At 64.0% G+C, this 19,753-nt stretch carries 18 protein-coding genes and 1 pseudogene; 7 read left to right on the plus strand and 12 right to left on the minus strand.

Features of this window, described 5'->3' with window-relative positions; all coding sequences use genetic code 11:
- Positions 1-106 precede the first annotated feature (106 nt).
- Both QWJ39_RS04835 and QWJ39_RS04840 read right to left on the minus strand, forming a co-directional pair.
- The gene (locus tag QWJ39_RS04835; protein WP_290256591.1) at positions 107-1,102 is read right to left on the minus strand and encodes an aldo/keto reductase; all 996 of its coding nucleotides are present in this window, start codon (positions 1,100-1,102) and stop codon (positions 107-109) included.
- 70 nt (positions 1,103-1,172) lie between these two features.
- Entirely contained in the window at positions 1,173-2,633 is a 1,461-nt protein-coding gene (locus QWJ39_RS04840; protein WP_290256592.1) for an MFS transporter, read from the minus strand.
- A 93-nt stretch (positions 2,634-2,726) separates the two neighbouring features.
- Here QWJ39_RS04840 and QWJ39_RS04845 point away from each other — a divergent pair, with 93 nt between their 5' ends.
- Genes QWJ39_RS04845 through QWJ39_RS04855 form a run of 3 tightly spaced genes read left to right on the plus strand, consistent with a single transcriptional unit; the run spans position 2,727 to position 5,985 of the window.
- Entirely contained in the window at positions 2,727-3,611 is an 885-nt protein-coding gene (locus QWJ39_RS04845; RefSeq protein ID WP_290256593.1) for a helix-turn-helix transcriptional regulator, read from the plus strand.
- Positions 3,608-4,390, plus strand: a complete 783-nt coding sequence (locus QWJ39_RS04850) for an SDR family oxidoreductase (protein WP_290256594.1) — start codon at positions 3,608-3,610, stop codon at positions 4,388-4,390. Before QWJ39_RS04845 ends, QWJ39_RS04850 begins: the two co-directional genes overlap by 4 nt.
- Positions 4,387-5,985 (plus strand): Na+/H+ antiporter, encoded by a 1,599-nt coding sequence (locus QWJ39_RS04855; protein WP_290256595.1) that lies wholly within the window; start codon positions 4,387-4,389, stop codon positions 5,983-5,985. Before QWJ39_RS04850 ends, QWJ39_RS04855 begins: the two co-directional genes overlap by 4 nt.
- Positions 5,986-6,242: 257 nt before the next feature.
- Here QWJ39_RS04855 and QWJ39_RS04860 read toward each other — a convergent pair whose 3' ends face one another.
- From QWJ39_RS04860 to QWJ39_RS04875, 4 genes are all read right to left on the minus strand, one after another.
- Positions 6,243-6,530, minus strand: a complete 288-nt coding sequence (locus QWJ39_RS04860) for a hypothetical protein (protein WP_290256596.1) — start codon at positions 6,528-6,530, stop codon at positions 6,243-6,245.
- Positions 6,531-6,607: 77 nt separating this feature from the next.
- Positions 6,608-7,240, minus strand: a complete 633-nt coding sequence (locus tag QWJ39_RS04865) for a lactate utilization protein C (RefSeq protein ID WP_290256597.1) — start codon at positions 7,238-7,240, stop codon at positions 6,608-6,610.
- Positions 7,237-8,757 (minus strand): LutB/LldF family L-lactate oxidation iron-sulfur protein, encoded by a 1,521-nt coding sequence (locus tag QWJ39_RS04870; protein ID WP_290256598.1) that lies wholly within the window; start codon positions 8,755-8,757, stop codon positions 7,237-7,239. The genes QWJ39_RS04865 and QWJ39_RS04870 overlap by 4 nt, the downstream gene beginning before the upstream one ends.
- Positions 8,754-9,557, minus strand: coding sequence for a (Fe-S)-binding protein (locus QWJ39_RS04875; RefSeq protein WP_290256599.1), 804 nt, complete (start codon positions 9,555-9,557; stop codon positions 8,754-8,756). The genes QWJ39_RS04870 and QWJ39_RS04875 overlap by 4 nt, the downstream gene beginning before the upstream one ends.
- A 187-nt stretch (positions 9,558-9,744) precedes the next feature.
- Here QWJ39_RS04875 and QWJ39_RS04880 point away from each other — a divergent pair, with 187 nt between their 5' ends.
- The gene (locus QWJ39_RS04880; protein WP_290256600.1) at positions 9,745-11,514 is read left to right on the plus strand and encodes an L-lactate permease; all 1,770 of its coding nucleotides are present in this window, start codon (positions 9,745-9,747) and stop codon (positions 11,512-11,514) included.
- A gap of 70 nt (positions 11,515-11,584) precedes the next feature.
- Positions 11,585-12,427 carry a FadR/GntR family transcriptional regulator gene (locus QWJ39_RS04885; protein ID WP_290256601.1) on the plus strand — a complete coding sequence of 281 codons (843 nt, stop codon included), beginning with the start codon at positions 11,585-11,587 and terminating at the stop codon, positions 12,425-12,427.
- 130 nt (positions 12,428-12,557) lie between these two features.
- Here the strand turns inward: QWJ39_RS04885 and QWJ39_RS04890 are convergent, their stop codons facing one another.
- From QWJ39_RS04890 to QWJ39_RS04900, 3 genes are all read right to left on the minus strand, one after another.
- A complete protein-coding gene (locus QWJ39_RS04890) occupies positions 12,558-12,887 on the minus strand; it encodes a transcriptional regulator (RefSeq protein WP_290256602.1) in 330 nt (109 codons plus the stop codon).
- Positions 12,884-13,333, minus strand: coding sequence for a hypothetical protein (locus tag QWJ39_RS04895; protein WP_290256603.1), 450 nt, complete (start codon positions 13,331-13,333; stop codon positions 12,884-12,886). Before QWJ39_RS04895 ends, QWJ39_RS04890 begins: the two co-directional genes overlap by 4 nt.
- Before the next feature lie 470 nt (positions 13,334-13,803).
- Positions 13,804-14,193, minus strand: a complete 390-nt coding sequence (locus QWJ39_RS04900) for a heavy metal-responsive transcriptional regulator (protein ID WP_290257287.1) — start codon at positions 14,191-14,193, stop codon at positions 13,804-13,806.
- 172 nt (positions 14,194-14,365) lie between these two features.
- Here QWJ39_RS04900 and merA point away from each other — a divergent pair, with 172 nt between their 5' ends.
- A complete protein-coding gene (gene merA, locus QWJ39_RS04905; RefSeq protein WP_290257288.1) occupies positions 14,366-15,808 on the plus strand; it encodes a mercury(II) reductase in 1,443 nt (480 codons plus the stop codon).
- Between the two features lie 52 nt (positions 15,809-15,860).
- Here merA and QWJ39_RS04910 read toward each other — a convergent pair.
- From QWJ39_RS04910 to QWJ39_RS04920, 3 genes and pseudogenes are all read right to left on the minus strand, one after another.
- Positions 15,861-15,983: pseudogene (locus QWJ39_RS04910) on the minus strand (ATP-binding protein); the annotation flags it as partial.
- A gap of 885 nt (positions 15,984-16,868) precedes the next feature.
- A complete protein-coding gene (locus QWJ39_RS04915; RefSeq protein WP_290256604.1) occupies positions 16,869-17,321 on the minus strand; it encodes a hypothetical protein in 453 nt (150 codons plus the stop codon).
- 378 nt (positions 17,322-17,699) lie between these two features.
- Positions 17,700-18,431, minus strand: coding sequence for a response regulator transcription factor (locus QWJ39_RS04920; RefSeq protein WP_290256605.1), 732 nt, complete (start codon positions 18,429-18,431; stop codon positions 17,700-17,702).
- Positions 18,432-18,613: 182 nt separating this feature from the next.
- On the opposite strand from QWJ39_RS04920, the gene QWJ39_RS04925 reads away from it, so the two are divergent.
- Positions 18,614-19,705, plus strand: coding sequence for a trypsin-like peptidase domain-containing protein (locus QWJ39_RS04925; RefSeq protein WP_290256606.1), 1,092 nt, complete (start codon positions 18,614-18,616; stop codon positions 19,703-19,705).
- Positions 19,706-19,753 lie beyond the last annotated feature (48 nt).

The raw sequence follows: 19,753 nt of genomic DNA on the forward strand, positions 1-19,753 counted from the left end.
AACGGCCGAGGGTTTCGTGGGAGTGCATGCCAGTACCCCCATCAACACAGTGGATGCCGGCCAGGTGGCTGGTGGCGGCGTCTGACGGGAGTATTCACCGGTGGGCTTAGCGGTCGCGGTCGATGGCGGCGTCGAGCCCGGCGGAGAGGGGTGCCCCGACGACATCGAGGGTGGCGAGGGCCTCGTCGATCCGTTGCAGGTCGCTAGGGCTCAGTTCGAGGTCAGCTGCGGGGAGGTTGTCGTTCAGGTGGGCGATGCGGGTGCCGCCGGGGATGGGTACGACCCAGGGTTTCTGGGCCAGAAGCCATGCGAGTGCCAGTTGTGCCGGGGAGGCGCCCTTTTCGGCTCCGAAGTTTTTAAGGAAGTCGACGAGGGCGAAGTTGGCTTCCAGTGCTTCCGGGGTGAAACGGGGGAAGTCCGCGCGGAGGTCATTGGGATTGTCGAACTTCATGTCCCGGGTAATGCCTCCGGTAAGGAAGCCTTGTCCGAGCGGGCCCCAGGCGACGAGCCCGATCCCGAGTTCTTGGCAGACCCCGAACTTTGTGGTTTCCGGTTCCCGCATCCACAGCGAGTAGTGGTCCTGGATGACGGCGACCGGCTGGACGGCATGGGCGCGCCGAATGGTTGTTTCGCTGGCCTCGGACAGGCCAAAGTGGCGTACCTTGCCCTCCGTGATGAGTTCTTTGACGGTGCCTGCGACGTCCTCGATCGGGACGCTGGGGTCTACGCGGTGCTGATAGAGCACGTCGATGTGGTCGGTGCGCAGCCGGCGCAGGGAGGCGTCGACCACGTCACGGATGTGCTCGGGGCGGCTGTTGAGTCCGACTGTCTCGCCGTTGGCGTTGATGTCGAATCCGAATTTGGTGGCCACGAGGACTTCGTCGCGGATGGGCTGTAGTGCTTCTCCGACGAGTTCTTCGTTTACGTAAGGTCCGTATCCCTCGGCGGTGTCGAAGAGGGTGACGCCGCGGTCGGCAGCGGACCGGATCACGGCGAGGGCTTCGGTCCGGTCGGTGGCGGGTCCAAGGCCGAAGCTCAGGCCCATGCAGCCTAGGCCGAGGGCCGATGTCTCAAGGCCGTCGCCAAGCTTGCGTGTCTTCACGGGAATTTCCTTAGTTTCTTATGCGGGTGGGTTAGGGGCAGTTTCCTGAAGCAGGCGACCAAGCTGATGTTCAGCGGGCGGACGCGCCCTCTGGGGCGGGCACTGCTTCCGGGGCTCGGTGAGCCCGGCGGCCGGCCAGGTCTGCGGGCAGGATGAGCGCTGCACTGACAGCCAGGGACAGGAGCAGCAGGGCGCTGCCAGCAGTGAGGGCGGCGCTGACCTCAGCGGCCAGATGCCCGACGGCAGAACCGGCAGCGGGAACGGTTGCTGCGGCCGCGACCGCGATGCCGAGTCCCAGGCACGTGCCTACCTGGTGGAAGGTGTTCACCAGGCCGGAGGCGGCACCGGCGTCGGCAGCCGGGGCACCGGCAATGCCGAACGAGGTCAGCGGGGCGAAGGCAAATCCCTGGCCGGCTCCAATGAGGATCATGGGCAGGGCGATACCCGTCCAGTAGCTGGCGTCAACTCCGGCGCGGCTGAGCCAGAACATCCCCGGCAGGGTGATCACGATCCCGACGACCAGGGCGACCGAGCCAGGCATCCGGCGGACGAGCGGCGGGATGCTCATGGCGACGGCGAAATTCACGGCGGTCATGGGCAGGAATCCAAGGCCGGCCTGCAAGGGATTGAAGCCGAGGACTTCCTGCATGAACTGGGTGGTGAAGAAGAAGAAACCAATCATGGCACCCAGATAGAGGAACCGTGCCACGTACGCGCCGGTGCGGCGGCGGCTGGCGAACAGGCTCAGCGGCATGATGGGCTGGCTGGCCTTGCGTTCGATCAGCACGAACATGACCAAGAGGATGACGCCGGCGCTGACCGCCGCGGCAGTGACCGGTGTGTTCCAGCCGGCTTCCGCGGTGTGGATGATGCCAAACACCAAGGCGCCCACGCCCAGAGTGGCGCTGAGTGCGCCGAGCACGTCGAAACGTCCCCGGGCGCGTCCGGATTCCGGGAGGAACCGGGGAGCCAGCGCAATCATGGCGGCTCCGATTGGGACGTTGACGAAGAACCCGGCCCGCCAGGAGATCCAATGAGCCAGCGCGCCGCCGATGACCAGTCCGAGGCTGGCTCCGATACCCGCCGTGGCGCCGTAGAGGGAGACCGCCCGGACTCGCTCACGGCCTTCAGGGAAGCTCGCCGTCAGCAGGGACAACGACGCGGGGGCGACGATCGCGGCGCCGATACCCTGGATGGCGCGGCCGGCGATCGCCCACCACCCTGCCGGGGCCAGCCCGATCAGGAGCGACGCGAGCGAGAACACCACCAGCCCGAACACAAACACCCGGCGCCGGCCCAGCAGGTCACCGGCGCGGGCGCCGAGCAGGAGCAGGCCGCCGAAAACCAGTGTGTAGGCGTCCTGTACCCAGGTCAGTTCGCTGGTGCTCAGGTGCAGATCGGCCTGGAGGCTGGGCAGGGCGGTGAAGATGACCGAGTTGTCCAGCAGGATCATGAAGTAGCTGGCGAGGATGATCGCCAGGATCGCTGCCGGGTGGGCGGGATGTGTGGGTGCCGGTTTCATGTCTTCCATGCAACCGTTATTTCTCAGGGCCCGGGAGTCACTGATGTTCCGGGTAATGCCAGTGCCTCCCCCGCAGTGAACGTCCCGCGTAGCGTGGATGCCATGACACACAGCGACGACGTCCGGAAGTTTCTGAGCTCCCGCCGTTCCAGGATCACGCCCGAGGAGGCCGGCCTCCCGGCGTACGGCGGCAACCGGCGCGTCAAGGGCCTGCGCCGCGAGGAAGTCGCCATGCTCGCCGGCATGAGCATCGACTACTACATCCGTCTTGAGCGTGGAAACCTCTCCGGCGCATCCGACAGCGTCTTGGAAGCGCTGGCTCGTGCGCTGAAACTCGACGAGGCCGAGACGGCCCACCTGTTCGACCTCGCACGCGCTGCCACCGTCTCACCCCGCGCGCGGCGCAAGCGCAGCCCACAGACAGTGCGGCCCAGCGTGCAGCGGGTCATCGATGCGATCACGACTGCGCCCGCCTGGGTCCGCAACGACCGCGGCGACGTTCTCGCTTCCAATGATCTGGGCCGGGCCCTGTATCTGGACATGATGGCCGACGGCGGCCCCACCCCGCCCAACAGCGCCCGGTTCACCTTCCTCAACCCGAAAGCTCAGGAGTTCTTCGCCGACTGGGAACGCAGCGCCGATGACATTGTCGCCGTCCTCAGGTCCACAGCCGGGAAGAACCCCTACGACAAGGACCTCTCCGACCTGGTCGGAGAGCTCTCGACCCGCAGCGAAGAGTTCCGCATCCGCTGGGCCCGGCATGACGTAAAGCACCACCGCACCGGCCGCAAACGGCTCCACCACCCCATCGTCGGCGACCTTGACCTGACCTACGAGGCCCTCGAACTGCCCGGCGACCCGGGACTGCGCATCAACATCTACACAGCCGAGCCCGGAACACCGTCTGAGGACGCCCTCAAAGTCCTCGCCAGCTGGGCAGCAACCCAACGCCAGGTCGCTCCGGCCGCCGCCAAGGAGAACCCATGACACACCGTCCAAACACCGTCCTGATTGCCGGCGCCACCGGCAGCATCGGCCGCCACGCTGTGAACGAGGCCCTCCGTCAGGGCTACACGGTGCGCGCCCTGGTCCGTGACAAGGGCCGGGCACAGCGCATCCTGCCCGACAGTGTCGAACTCGTCGTCGGTGACCTGACCCGCCCCGACACCCTAGGCCCCGCCGTCGACGGAGTCGATGCAATCGTCTTCACCCACGGATCCAGCACCAGTGAACGCGATGTCAGGGATAACGACTACGCGGGCGTCGCGAACGTCCTCAAAGCCCTCGGCGGGCGGCGGGTCCGGATCGCACTCATGACCGCCATCGGAACCACCCGCCCCGGCGTCGCGTACGCGACGTGGAAGCTGCGCAGCGAACGCCTCGTCCGGGCCAGCGGCCACCCCTACACGATCGTCCGCCCGGGCTGGTTCGACTACAACGACCCCGACCAGCGCCTTATCGTCATGCTCCAAGGCGACAAGCGACAGGCCGGATCACCGGCTGATGGCGTCATCGCCCGCGACCAAATAGCCCGGGTCTTCATCGAGAGCCTGCACACGGATGCCGCCGACCACAAAACGCTGGAACTCATCGCCGACCACGGACCCGAACAGGAGGACCTCACCCCGGTCTTCGACGCCCTGACCCCCGACACAGCCGGATCGCTCGACGGAGCCGAAGACACCGTCAACCTCCCCCTTGCCGCTGAACCCGAAACATTCCGCCGCGACCACGCCGCGATAGCCGGCAGGAACTGGCCGACATGACCGGCTCCCCAGAGACCCTGGACATCACCGTGCTGGTAGGGCTGCTGGTGCTGGCCGGGGCGCTGGTCGCCCCACGCCTTCGCCTGCCGGTGCCGCTTGCGCTGCTCTTCCTCGGCGCGCTGGCCGGCTTCATTCCCCTGGTCCGGGACATCCACCTCCCGTCCGAAGCGGTGCTGGTGCTGTTCCTTCCTCCCCTCCTGTTCTGGGAAAGCCTCACTACATCACTGCGCGAAATCCGGCGTGACCTGCGCGGCATCCTCCTGCTCAGCACCCTTCTCGTCGTAGCCACAGCCTTCGGTATCGCCGGAATCGGCACGGCCTTCGGGATGTCGTTCGGCGCGGCGCTGATCCTGGGCGCTGCCCTCGCACCGACAGATGCCACCGCCGTCGCTGCCATGGCACGAACCCTGCCTCACCGGAACATGACCCTGCTCAGGGCCGAAAGCCTGATCAACGACGGCACAGCCCTGGTCCTGTACACCCTGGCCGTAGGGATCACGATCGGCCAGGAGACATACTCGGAATGGACCATCACGGGACTGGTCGCCCTGGCCTACCTGGGCGGTGCAGCCATCGGGGCAGTTGCCGGATGGCTCAGCACGCAGCTGCTGCGCCGCCTCCCGGATTCCATCCTGAACAACGAGGCACTGGTGCTGGTACCGTTCGTCGCCTTCCTGGGGGCTGAACTCATCCATGCCTCAGGCGTTATCGCCGTCGTCGTGGCAGGACTGATTCTCAGCCAGTCCGGCCCACGCGTCAGCACACCCCAATCCAGACAACAAACCTTCGGATTCTGGTCACTGACAACCTTCATCCTCAACGGGGCGCTCTTCGTGCTGATCGGTATCGAGGCCCAGTCCTCCCTCCGCGCCGTACCCGCGGAACAGATCATCCCGCTCCTGATCCTGACCGTCGTCGCATGGGCAGCGGTAGTAGTCATCCGCTTCGCATTCCAAATGATCTCGGTATCACTGATCCGCACCCTGGACCGCCGGCCCTCTCAACGGCAGCGCCGAATGCCCCACCGGGCCCGCGTGGTCAGTGCTGTCGCAGGATTTCGCGGCGCCGTGTCCCTTGCCGTCGCCCTCGCCGTCCCCACCGCCCTGGCAACCGGGCAACCCTTCCCCGGAAGGGACCAAATCGTCTTCGTCGCAGCCGGCGTCGTGCTCCTCACACTTGTTATCCAAGGAATGCTGCTGCCAGCGGCCATCCGCTGGGCCAAGTTCGCCCCGGACACCACCGTCGACGACGAACTGGCCCTGGCCCAGGAAACCAGCACCAGGGAAGCACTCGCCAACGTGGCCGATGTCTCTGCCCGGCTGGGCGTCAGTGACCAGGTGCGTGACCAAATGATTGACGAGTACCGGAAACACCTTGCCGTACTCGCTGCTGACCCAAGGGCCGACGATGAGCAGCAGCTGCTCGAGCGCGACCGCGAGTACGCCCGCCTGCGCCTGGCGCTACTGGATCACAAACGCGACGTCATGATCGAACTGCGTGACAACCACAGCATCAGCGACACAACGCTCCGCATAGTACAGGCCCGCCTCGACAGGGAAGCCCTGCGAATCACGCAACCTGAAATCCTCGAATAGACGCTGATCAGGACCAAACCGGCTCGATTCGTCAGTGATGGCACACCAGACCGTCTCCAAAGCCTAGGGTTTTGAGGCACATAGATTACGAGACCATGGATCCGGATGTGGCGCCCCGTTCAGGTGTCCGTCAGGGGGTGGTTACTCGCTCTACGATCCGAGGAACGTTCCCGGCTAAGCCAAGGAGTTGCCCCTGGGGCAGAGACGGGCAGCAGGGAGGGGCCGATGGATGGCCCCTTCCTTTAGCGTTCGACGGTTCAAGCGACCCCGTGGGCTCCCTCGGCGGCCGGTCTGCCGCGAAGCGCTCCCAATGTCATTCGGTAGGCGTGTTTGCCTTCGAGCTGCTTGGGTTCGACCCATATCTGGTACCCCTCGGCCGCTTCGATGATCTCCCGTCCCGTCAGCCCGTCGGCGGCAATCCACACCGCCGATGAGTCCGGCATGGCATCATCAACAACGCCTTGGCGGATGACGACCCCGTTTTTTCGGACTTCCACCACAGCGCCCAATAGCCCGCACCATTTGTCATGGCGGTAGTAGGTCATGAGACGCCTTTCTGAATAGCGGTGGTGAATCTTCGGAGAGGACCGTGTGGGGCGCGTCCGGGCTGCTTCCGGATGCCCTAGCGGGCAATGATGACGTCAAGTCTGCGGGGACCGTGGACGCCTTCGACTCGCTCGAGCTCAATGTCGCTGGTGGCGCTGGGGCCGCTGATCATTGTTATAGGGCGGGTCCCGTCGAGCCTCCGGAGAGCTTCGGGCAGGATCCCGACAATGTCGCCGGCCCTGACAACACAGATGTGATGGTCGGGAACAAGGCTGATGGCGCGGCGACCCTGGTTGGGGCTGCCGTCCAAGATGATGGTCCCGGTTTCGGCAACTGATACAGCGCTGCCGGTGATGACGGTGTCGATGTTGTCCAGCTCGGAGATCCCAAGCGGAGCATCGATGGAGTCCATTCGACGCCGGTGGTCGTCCTTACCCTCGGCCGTGGTGAGCCAGTCGGGGTCCAGCCCCGATGGCAAAACATAGCTGCTTGCGCCTGCAAGCAGCTCGTTGATCCGCGTGGAGACGTCTTGGTGGTCAACGACGGAGACCTGCGCCTTGTAGTCGACGAGCCGGTCTATTAGCAACCGGATCAATTCTGCTTCGTCGAGCTCCGATTCCGCCATGTATGCGCGGGGGACGGTCGGCACTTCGGGGCGGTCACTGAGCGCGCCGTGAATCCGTTCCAGGATCTCTGTGCGTGCGCTCATGGCTGTTCTTCCTTCTTGAGGGGCGTTCCGACGCCGGCATCCGGGGTGTGGTGTTCTTTGTTCCACCAGGCGCGGAACGACTGCGTGGGTGGTGCGGGAATATCGCGGCTCTGTGTCCAGCCGGCGGCGATGCCGGGCAGCTTGGTGATTTTCTTGTTCGGCCCTGCGGCGAGACGGCTGAGCGGTAGGCCTTTTTCGATGAGTCCGAGCCGTTTGCCGGAGGACAGCGCCCAGGAGGCGGCTTTCATGCCGACGTCCATCTGGTTGGGTACTTTTTTTGTGCCGCGTTTGCTGTCCACGTCCACGCTGCGCAGATGGACCAGGATGTCGGGGATGTTGATCTTCACCGGGCAGGCGTCGTAGCAGGCGCCGCACAGGGATGAAGCGTAGGGAAGTGAATCGTTTTCCTCGGCCTGGATACCGGTCATGAGGGGAGAGAGGATCGCTCCGATCGGGCCCGGGTAGGTGGAACCGTAGGCGTGGCCGCCGGTTCGTTCGTAGACGGGGCAGACGTTCATGCAGGCGCTGCAGCGGATGCAGTGCAACGCGGAACGGCCCATCTCGTCGGCCAGGGCGGCGCTGCGGCCGTTGTCCAGAAGGACCAGGTGGACGTTCTGCGGTCCGTCCCCTTCGGTGACGCCGGTCCATAGCGAGGTGTAGGGGTTCATCCGCTCACCGGTGGAGGACCGTGGCAGCAGCTGCATGAAGACTTCAAGGTCCTGCCAGGTGGGCAGGAGCTTCTCGATCCCCATGACGGTGATGAGGGTTTCGGGCAGCGTCAAGCACATGCGTCCGTTCCCCTCGGATTCGACGACGGCCAGGGTGCCGGAGTCCGCGAGGGCAAAGTTCGCACCCGATACAGCTACCTTGGCGGTGAGGAATTTGCGGCGCAGGTGGGTCCGGGCGGCGGCGGCGAGCTTTGACGGTTCGTTGGTCAGGTCAGGGTCAACGTTCTCCATTTCGCGCAGGAAGATATCCCGGACCTGGGTGCGGTTCTTGTGAATCGCGGGGACCAGGATGTGGCTGGGTTTGTCATGGTCCAGCTGGACGATCAGCTCCGCCAAGTCGGTTTCAAAGGCCGCAATGCCCTGCTCTTCCAGGTACTCGTTGAGCCCGATTTCCTGTGTAGCCATCGACTTGACCTTGACGACCTCCGTCTCGCCGGTGTCCCGGATCAGGCCGGCGACGATTCGGTTGGCTTCCCCTGCGTCGCGTGCCCAATGGATCACTCCCCCACGGGCCGTGAAGTTCTGCTCGAACTGCTCCAGCAGCTCCGGCAGCCGGGCCATGACCGATTCCTTGATGGCGGACCCTGCGTCGCGCAGCTGCTCCCAGTCCGGCAGCTCGGAGACCACCTGGGTCCTTTTGTCCCGGATGGTGCGGGTGGCATGGCCGAGGTTGGACCTGAGCTGGGCATTACCCAGCTCCCGGTGCGCGGATTTCGGGAAGGACTCGGACGCGTGCAGATTTCCGGAGCCGTAAACCGGAAGGGCCGGCATCCCAAGGAAGGTGCTCATCGTGCGGCCTTTCCGGTGGAAACGAGAACCTCGCCGGTGACCGACGCGGGTTCGTCCATGGTGCTTGCAAGGATTTCGGCCAGGTGCAGAGTGGTGATGCTGCTGCCCTGGCGGGAGAGGCCGCCGCCGATGTGCATGAGACAGGAGGCATCCCCGCCCGTGCACAGGCTCGCGCCCGTGGTTTTGATAGTGGCGGTCTTGTCCTCGAGCATGGCCGAGGAGACGTCGGCGTTCTTCATCGAGAAGGTACCGCCGAACCCGCAGCACTGGTCCGCTTCGGGCAGGTCCACCATGTCGATTCCCTGGACCGTGGCCAGCAGCCGGGCTTGCCGGTCGCCCAAGCGGAGCAGACGCATCCCGTGACAACTCGGGTGGTAGGTCACCCGGTGCGGGAAGAAGGAACCCAACTGGGCTCCTGCGTCAGTGACTCCGAGAACGTCCACCAGCAGTTCGGAGAGCTCATAAATCCTCGCCCCGACCGCGGCAGCGCGGGCTTCCAGGTCCGCGTCCCCGCAGGAGCGGGCCACCATCGGGTGCTGATGTTTAACCGAGGCCACGCAGGAACCTGACGGCGCGACCGCGACGTCGTAATCCTCAATGTCGAAAGCGCGCACGTGGTTGGCGACCACGGGCAGGGCCTCCTTGAGGTACCCGCTGTTGACGTGCATCTGCCCGCAACAGGCCTGACCGGAAGGGAACACGACCTCGTGGCCCAACCGCTCCAGGATTTTCACAGTGGCCCGCGCCGTGGCGGGGTACATCGCGTCCACGATGCACGTAGCGAACAAAGCGATTCGCATAGCAGCCTTTCGGGGTCAAAACTTTGTGGTCTGACCACAGTTGACCATATGACACCGGTCACTGGCAACTATCGCTTCTGAGTGAAGGAGATCACATCGCCGGGAAAAATGTGCGTTACACTCTGATGGTCCGACCACAGAGGTCTGACCACAACTTTCCCTGTCACCCTCACCGTGGAGGAACTCCGTGGAACACTTCACCCCCAGCACCGATCCGGTGCTCAACAGTGTCGCCTGGTCAGCTGCCGTTGCCCTGCTGCCGCTGATCACCTTTTTTGTCCTGCTCGCGGTGGTCAAAACCCGAGCCCACGTAGCCGGTGCATTCGCTCTCCTGGCTGCGCTTTTGGTCGGCATCATCGCTTTCCAAATGCCCGCCGGCCTCGCACTGCTCTCTGCGACCCAAGGCGGGGTCTTTGGCGCGTTCCCGGTCCTATGGATCGTCGTGATGGCGGTCTGGCTCTATCAGGTCACAGTTCTCAGCGGACGTTTTGAAGACCTCCGCCGGGTCTTTGATGTGATCGGAAAAGGCGATGTTCGCCTTCAGGCGGTCCTGATCGCGTTCTGCTTCGGTGGCCTGCTTGAAGCCCTGGCCGGTTTCGGCGCCCCCGTCGCAATCACCGCGACCATGTTGCTGGCGCTCGGTCTGCCGCCGCTGCGTGCCGCCGCGGCCGTGCTCGTCGCCAATACCGCCCCGGTCGCGTTCGGCGCCATGGCCATCCCCATCACCACCGCGGCGGGACTTACGGGTCTGCACGCCACCGACATCGCCTCGGTCGTCGGTCGTCAGGCTCCCCTCCTGGCTACCATCGTGCCCCTGATCCTCCTGTTCATCCTGGATGGGCGGAAGGGCCTCAAGGACTGCTGGCCGGCAGCACTGGTCATCGGTTTCTCCTTCGCCATCGCACAGCACCTCTGCTCGAACTACTTTTCCTACGAACTCACCGATATCGTCGCCTCCCTGGCCGGTCTTGGCGCAGCGGTGCTCTTCTTCCGCGTTTGGACGCCCAAGGGCAGCTCCGCCGCCCGGGAACGACTGGGAGTCGCCGCTGAAGAGGCCACAAAGGAAGTCATTACTTCCGGACGCGGCTCACACCGGGCAACCACCACCCGCCCCGCCCGCACGTCAGCACCGGCGGCAGTATCCATTTCAGACGCCGCTTCTGACCGGCTGACTCCCACCCGGACATGGCTTGCCTTGTTCCCTTACTTCCTGGTCATCGTTGTCTTCGGTATCGCAAAGCTTTGGAAAGTCGGCGTGGACATTCCCGCCTTCCTTGCCTCCACTGACATCAAAATTCCCTGGCCGATCCTGCACGATGCCCTGGTTGACGCTTCGGGAAAACCCGTGTCCTCCACCGTCTACTCTTTCCAGTGGCTCTCGACCCCGGGCACGCTGCTGCTGATTACCGGACTGATCGTCGCGGTCGTCTACTCGAAGTACGACGACGGCGGCCGCTACCGGGTCACTGTCATGGGCGCGGTCAAAGAGATCGGGCGCACCATCGTCCGCATGCGCTGGGCGGGCCTGACGATCATCACCGTCCTGGCCCTGGCCTACGTGATGAACTTTTCCGGTCAGACAGTATCCATCGGCACCTGGCTGGCTGGCACCGGCACATTCTTTGCCTTCCTCTCACCGGTCCTGGGCTGGATTGGGACCGCCGTGACCGGCTCCGATACGTCCGCTAACGCATTGTTCGCCAAACTGCAGCAGACCGCCGGCATGAAAGCTGGCATCGACCCGAACCTGCTCGTAGCCGGAAACACTTCCGGCGGCGTCGTAGGAAAGCTGATCAGCCCTCAAAACCTGGCCATCGCCGCGTCCGCGGTCAACCTCGAAGGTAAGGAATCACTGATCCTGCGTAAAGTGGTTGGCTGGAGCGTTGCGTTGCTGTTGGTGCTTTGCACCCTCTCCTACCTCCAGTCCACTCCCGTCCTGAGCTGGATGTTGCCCTAGCACCCGGCCCGCTAAGCAGGGCGTGTGCGGGCTGCCTGCCCGCACACGCCCAAGCCGCAAGGAACCGCCCGTGACAACCGCCTCCGCAGAGCATGCTCCACCCCGCCGCCGCACCCACGAGACGCTCCTGCAGGACATAGAAGCGGACCTCCGCTCGGGCAAAATAAAGATCGGTGACCGGCTCCCGGGCGAACGCACACTCGCCGAAACCTACGGAATCTCCCGAGCCTCGGTCCGCGAGGCCATCCGGGTTCTCGACGCCATGGGAATACTGCGCAGCTCCGTCGGGTCCGGCCCTACATCGGGAGCCATCGTTGTCTCCGACCCCGCCGCGGGACTGTCCTCAGCACTACGACTTCACGTAGCCAGCAACCGGCTCCCAGTAGCCGATATCGTCCAAACCCGCATCCTGCTTGAAACCTGGACCGCCCGGGCCGGTGCCCTCCGCCCTGAAAACGACGAGCTCATCAAACAGGCCGGCCAGCTACTGCACGCCATGGACGACCCAGCCATCAACCGGGCAGCCTTCCACCAGCTCGATGCCCGGTTCCACGTAGCCCTGAGCTCCCTCGCAGGCAACACGGTGGTCGGAACCATGATGGAATCCCTCAGCGGCGCGATCGTCAATTACGTCAAAGATGCCATGGACGCCATGGAAGCCTGGCCCGATGTCATCTCCATCCTGCGTACCCAACACCACGATATTTTCGACGCCGTTCAATCGCGCAACGGAGAACTCGCAGCACGCCTCCTGACAGAACACATCGAGTGGTTCCACCAAAAGGCAAACGAAGCAACCTTTAGCGAAGACACGCAGCGCACCAGCAAGGTCGAACACATCATCAAAAACCAGGACGGCGAGATCTCGGAGAAGAACAGCTACGGCAACGATCCGAGGAACGTTCCCGGCTAAGCCAAGGAGTTGCCCGAGGGCAGCGACGGACAGGAGGGAGGAGCCAATGAATGGCCCCTCCCTTTAGCGCTGGAAGCCGGACCGCACATAGCAGATAGGGTCCGAGGTTTGGTAGGGCGGTCAGTGCTGTTTAGTCGTTGGCTTGCCGCTGAGGGAAGGCAATCTCCTGCAGGGCGGCAAGATGGCCTTGCCACACCTGTTCTCCTACTTTGGTCAGCTTCAGCCAGGTCCGGGGCCGCTTGCCGATGTAGCCTTTTCGGATTCTGACGTAGCCAGCCGATTCAAGTGCCGTCGCTTGTTTGCTTAGGACGGAGTCCGAGACCTGCAGGTGGTTGCGAACGGTGGCAAAGTCAACCTCCTCGGTCTGGGCGAGGGCTGCTGTGAGGGAAAACCGCACGGGATGCCCCAGGACGTCGTTGAGCTGATGTCGCGGGTGGTCTGAAGTAGCTGGCGTACTCATCGGCGGGCCTCGTACCAGGCACAGATGGTAGTAGACGCTGTCAGGAGTGCGGCCACAAGGCCCGCGAACCAGAGTTCGCCCTGAAAGGTCAGGCCGGAGAGCAGCATCCCGGCGGTCCACAAGGCGCCCCAAAGACCCACGTAGACGCCCCAGCGGAGTCCAAACCCCCGCTTACTGGTACGGGTGAAGAAAAGGACAGTCACCATGAGGATGACGAGCCAGACACCTATGAAGATAGCTGGAAGGACTACGGAGGTATCTGGTGCCAGCCGCGCATAGGTGAAGGCGATGATTCCCATCGACGAGACGGCTCCAAGACCCAGTAGAAAACTGATCGCCGGCCAGCTCGCCCCTGATCGGACGCTGCTACCAACCTGGTTTGCCTGATCAAGCAGAGCCTTGGCTTGCCCGGCATCCATCGGCCCCGAAACGGTGGTGTCATTCATGGTCGTTACCCCTGCTCATAAGCGATTGATTCTCATACTCTGACAGGTACTTTCCAAAATGGCAACTACTTTCCAAATCGCCTTCCTCAGCGTTGGGCGCGAAGGCGCACCCGTGAGCCGGTACTCCAACGCACAGCCAGGGCAAAAAATCTTTTCATCGCGCCGTTACGAGTTCATGGATGCACGTATATCCCGCACGGTGAATGACCCAACCGAACGGTTCAATCCGTCTCGGAAGCTTAGGGTTTTGAGGCACTTGGGTTATGAGACAGCTGGATGACTGTGTCAACGTGATCGGAGCCCACTTGGAAGGCCCGAATGGTACCCACCCGTCGGACGTCCGGGGATGATGTTGTGAGGGTGTCTAGGGGTTCTTGGCGTGGTTTCTGGGTCTGTGAAAACACTGCCGCGGGTTGGGACGATACCCGGGGTCCCGGTTGTTGGAAGCTGGCGTCCGGCGGAGTAGTGCCTCAGAGGTAGCTGCAGATTTGTTCGGGATCGCAGCTTGCGTCGGTCCCGGACGCGGCAGTGGCGTGGAGGCCAGCGACGATGGATCGCAGCGCCATTAGTTCAGAAATCTGGTGGTCCAGCTCGGCCAGCTGGTTGGAGAGAAGGTCTTGGACGTGGGCGCAGGGGGCTTCTCCGGCGTCACGGAGGGCAAGAATTTCGCGTATTTGGGTCAGGGCGAGGCCTGCGGCCCGTCCGCGGCGGATGAATTCGAGTCTGGCCACGGAGTCGTCATGGTAGTCCCGGTAGCCGTTAGGGGATCTTTTCGCTGCCGGGAGAAGCCCGCTGTCCTCGTAGAAACGCAGCGTCTTGGTTGTCATCCCTGCCGCTGCCGCGGCCTCACCGATACGCATCATGAACTCATTTCTTAGCAGGCGGCCAGGACGGCGATTCCTTGACATTCCAGTGTAGGGGAAGGTTGAGAATGGGATGCAGAGCAGGTCTTCGGTTGAAGGCTGCACATGGCGGTCGGTTGAGCAACAGGTGTGCTGGCGGCTGCTTCCCTTCCATCTTCAGGAGTCCCTCGTGTCGGCAGCATCTTTCGATTATGACCTGGCCATTATCGGTTCCGGCGGGGCTGCTTTCGCTGCGGCCATCCGGGCAACCAGCCGTGGCAAGCGGGTGTTGATGGTGGAGCGCAGCACTGTGGGAGGCACGTGCGTGAACACGGGCTGCATCCCGTCCAAGGCCCTGCTGGCCGCCGCGGAAGCCCGCCACGTCGCCCTCGATGCTTCCGGACGGTTCCCCGGTATCAGCACCTCCGCAGAGCCGGTGGATATGCCCGAACTGGTCGCCGGGAAGCGCTCATTGGTCGAATCCATGCGGTCAGAGAAGTATGTGGATCTCGCCGCGGACTATGGATGGAAGCTGCAGCAGGGGACCGCGGTGTTCGCCGGAACCGCAGCCGCACCGGTTTTGAACATCACCGCCCCGGGCGGAACCACCGAGACAGTCAGCGCGGAACACTACCTGGTGGCGACCGGCTCCACCCCCTGGATCCCTGAAGTGCCGGGAATGGACGAGGTGGATTATCTGACGTCCACGAGTGCGATGGAGCTGCAGGACGTTCCCGCTTCGATGCTGGTGGTGGGCGGCGGGTATGTGGCGCTGGAGCAGGCGCAGCTTTTCGCCCGGCTCGGCACGGAGGTGACCATCCTGGTCCGGTCCAAGCTCGCCTCGGCCGAAGAGCCTGAAGCCGGGCATGCCCTCGCCGGTGTCTTCGCCGATGAGGGCATCCGGGTCGTCCGTCGAGCGACAGCGTCCTCGGTCCGGACCGATCAGGTGTCGGGGGACGTGGTCGTGGATGCTTCCGTCTCAGGAGGAAACGAGGAGTTCAGGGCCGCGCGCCTGCTCATGGCAACAGGCCGGCGCCCGGTCACGGAGGATTTGAACCTTTGCATGGTCGGCGTTGAAACCGGGGACCGCGGGGAAGTCCTGGTCGACGGGAGCCTTTGCAGTACTAATCCGAGGATCTGGGCCGCGGGTGATGTGACGGGTCACCCGGAGTTCGTCTATGTCGCCGCCGCGCACGGGGCCCTGATGGTGGAGAACGCCTTTGAGGGTGCCGGGCGTGAGGTCGATTACCGGCACCTGCCCCGGGTCACGTTTACCAGCCCTGCCCTGGCCGCTGTCGGGATGACGGACAAGGAAGCGAACCAGGCAGGGATCCGGTGCATGTGCCGGGTTCTGCCGCTCAAATTTATCCCTCGCGCGCTGGTGAACCGTGATACCCGCGGCTTCATCAAGATCGTTGCCGACGCGGACACGGGTCGGATTGTAGGGATCACTGTCGTGGGTAAGGACGCCGGGGACATCGCCGCCGCAGGGGTTTACATTCTGGAGGCCGGGATGACCGTTGATCAGGTCGCGAATCTCTGGAGCCCCTATCTGACCATGGCCGAAGGCATCAAGATAGCAGCCCAGTCCTTCACTACTGACGTCTCCAAACTGTCCTGTTGCGCGGCATGAAGTGGTCAACGACAACCTATGTGTTCGTGGGGCGGGCGGCCGCGGCTACCTTTTAGTGCGCGTTCCTTGTCAGGCTGTGGGCGAGGCGGTAGGAATCGGTGCCGGTTTCGATGATGGTGCCGTTGAACGTCAGCCGGTCAACGATCGCGGCGCAGAGGCGCGGGTCGGTGAATGTCATGATGTCCGGATGTTCTACGTGCTCTTCGGCGGCTTGGAGGCCGGGTGCTGGCGAGACTTCAGCCTTTCCGTGCCGGTCACTCGCAGGGCATGGGCCGCCAGGTCTGCGGCCATGCGCGTAAAGGCCAGTGCCTCCTCCGGATCAGAGGATGTCAGGACTACGGCGGATTGGAAGCTGCGCTCGGCCTCGCCGAGTCGTTGATCGGCCCAGCACCCGTGAGGTGCATCTGAGGTGGCCAGGAATGTTCTGAGCTGTTCGATGAGTTTCCCAGTGTCGGACATGGCCGGGGGCAACTCCGCAGCCGCCCTGTGCGCCCGCCGGGCCCTCCGGGCAGCCCGACGACCCTCGAAACCGGCGGCAACCAAAGACCTAAGGGGCAGCATGTCGTCCACGACTTGCCCTCCTTCTCGATTGTTTCCCTGTCGACTTCAACAACCCGTCCCCCGGGGCGGATCGGTGACCCCCGTAGTCGGTACTACCGTCATGGCAGAGGTTAGGATCCTGATGTGTAACTGCTGTGCATCAGCTGTGCGCCGGACGGCCTCTCCTGGTGCCTGAACATCGATCGGCGTCAAAACGGAACGTGCGGCCGCGCTGTTGGTGGTGCCGGCGGCGGTGTCCCGAAAGCCGCCCCGCCCGATGCAACAGATTTAACGTGAGTCGGTCCGCAGATACCTGAGCCGCGCCAAACGGGTGTGAGGCACTCTTGGGGATGGTGCCGTGTCATACCGTAGGAGCACGGTGTACGGCATCGTCCATCGATCGCCGCAGTCACCGAGTCAGTAGAAGCTCAGCCGCCCCAACCGTCGCAAGGGCCGAGGCAGCGTCGGACCGCCGCCCGGGTAAGGGGCGGCGTTCCTGACGATGTTCAGGGATTGTTGCTTAGAGTGAACTTGGTACGTTCGCGGGGTTGGTGTTGTTGGTTGTTTGCGGGCCCTGTCCCGCTGCCGGTGCGTCCGGAGTATCACCCGGCGTCTGCGTATCGGCGGCACCCGGTGTATCCGGAGTATCACCCGGCGTCTGCGTATCGGCGGCACCCGGTGTATCCGGAGTATCACCCGGGGTCTGCGTATCGGCGGCACCCGGTGCATCCGGAGTATCACCCGGGGTCTGCGTATCGGCAGCACCCGGTGCATCCGGAGTATCACCCGGGGTCTGGGTATCGGCGGTGACCGAGACCGCGGCCGAGTGCGGGGCCGGGGGTGTGGCTGCGTGTGCTGCCCCGACCCCGAGGCCGGTCAGGGCGAGCAGTCCCACGGCGCCCATGATGGCTTTCTTCTTAGTACCCATCGTGTCGGCGGTTTCTTTGATGGTCCTGTTTTTGCGGATAGTCATGGTGATCCTTTCCGTTTTTTGGCGGATGTCTTTGCATTCGCCGCCGCCAGCCAAATGCTGACGTAAGACCAGTCTCGGACCACGCGCCTGAGACAAGCCTTAGCGCAATTGAGAAGCAGCTGAGAACCCGCTCGCGCCGGCACCGTTCCTGGCTTCGGGGGCACCGACCTGGAAGTCACTGCCACCGTCGCCGGTTTAAGGAGTACGGCCGATCCCGACTCTTTCCTGGCGGTGGCGCTGGGCGTCGACACCGGCGGCACAACCGGCCGGAATTATGCACGCTCACCATGGGATGTTCATCGCATCGTAGTTCCGGGGACGGTCGATACCCGGTTTAGAGGGTAGTTGCCAAATTTACTGGTGGTTGCGGATGAGCCGTTACGGAGCGGCCGCTCCGCCGTCCGGCATAGTTTCCGGTGTGTTGCCGTCGTGGCCGGGCCGGTCCGGACTGAGCTGGTAGCCCATCCCCCGCACGGTGGTGAGGGTCTGTACCCGGAACGGGACGTCGATCTTTCGGCGCAGGTACCCGATGTAGACTTCCACGACGTTGTCCCCGCCCTGGAAGTCGGGGTCCCACACGTTGTCCAGGATTTCTGCTTTGGACACCACCTGGTCGTGCCGGCGCATGAGGAACTGCAACAAACCGTACTCACGTGCTGTTAGCGCGATCGCGGCGTCACCGCGCGCCACCGCGCGCTTGGCCGGGTCCAGAGTCAGCGTACCCAAACGCAACACGACCGGCCGTTCCGGGGCGCCTCGCCGGATCAGGGCACGCAACCGGGCCACCAGGACAAGGAAGCTGAAAGGCTTCGTCAGATAATCATCGGCTCCGAGGTCGAAAGCATCGGTCTGGTCGTATTCCCCGTCCTTGGCCGTCAGCATCATCACCGGCGTCCAAATACGCCGTTCCCGCAGCTCTTTGAGCACGTCGTACCCGTTTTTGAGCGGCAGCATCAAATCCAGAATGATGACGTCGTACGGGTTCTCCGTCGCGGCCCAAAGCCCACTAACACCGTCCGGGGCCAGATCAACGACAAACCCTTCATTGGACAACCCGCGCCGAACCGTTTCGGCCAACAGTTTTTCGTCCTCAACAACCAGAACCCGCACCCCCACCACCTCCTGTCAGCGACCCGTTGACGGCCCGCAAGCATTGTCTTCGAGTGCACCTGAGAGAACGCTGAGCTGTTTCCTGAGACGAAACTGAGCGCCGCTGGGCTCCCGAGCCTGAAAGTTCTAACGTAAAAACGAGCCCGCTCTCCCGGCGGACCGCCTCAAGGAGGAGAGAGCATATGAAGTATTTCCGACTCTACGCGGCGGCCGGAGTGACCGCGGCGGCACTCGCGCTGACCGGCTGCACCGGTAACAGCAACAATAACCCCACGGGTAACGCCACGTCCGGTTCCGCTTCGTCGGCGGCAGCCACCGGTGCTCCGGCTTCGCCGGCGTCTCTGCCCGCCGGGGCCGGCCTGCCCGCGGTCCCCGGCGTGGTCAAAGAAGTCGAGCCGTCCGTCGTCACGATCCGGACCGCAGTGGGCCTGGGCAGCGGCGTCGTCTACCACAGCGACGGCTCCATCGTCACCGACGCCCACGTCGTGGAGGACCAGCAAAAACAGCCCTTCAAAAACGTGGAGGTCCAGTTCGCCGACGGCTCAAAGATCCAGGCGGTCGTCGTCGGCGTCGACGACGTCACCGACGTTGCCGTCCTGAAAGTCAACCGCACAGGCCTTCCGGCCGCGAAGTTCGCCTCATCCGCCCCGGAGGTAGGGTCGATGACCGTCGTCATCGGCAGTCCCCTGGGGCTGGAGGACACCGTCACCTCCGGAATTGTCTCCAGCCTGCACCGCAGCATGCCGCCCTCCAAGGAGTCCCCCCACGGCGCGATCGACCTGCTCCAGACCGACGCACCGATCTCCCCAGGAAACTCCGGCGGAGCGGTGGCCGACTCCAGCGCTCAGATCATCGGACTTTCAGAGGCCTACCTGCCACCGAGCTCCGGAGCGGTGGCCATAGGCTTCGTGACACCATCGACCACCGTCACCGAGGTAGCCGACCAACTGCTGAAGAGCGGCACCGTCAAGCACGCCGCCCTCGGCGTGGTCCCCACCGACATCACCCCGCAAATCGCCCAGCGCTTCTCCGTTCCCGCATCCTCCGGAGCGCTGGTCATCAACGTTACCCAGGGTAGCCCGGCCGGGCAGGCCGGCATGCAGGCCGGGGACATCATCACCAAGTTCGCGGGGACACCGGTGACGAACGTGACAGACCTCCTCGCGGGCCTCAGGAAACAGGACCCCGGCCAGCAGGTCGACATCGACGTGCAGCGCGGCAAAACCTCCCAAACCCTTCACGTCACCCTCGGGGACCTGGCCGCCCAACACTGATTCCGCGCCCGACACGTTCGGCAGGCTCCTGCACCCGATGGTCCCTGG

Source organism: Arthrobacter sp. YD4 (assembly GCF_030410515.1).
In the GTDB taxonomy this organism is placed as follows: Bacteria; Actinomycetota; Actinomycetes; order Actinomycetales; family Micrococcaceae; genus Arthrobacter.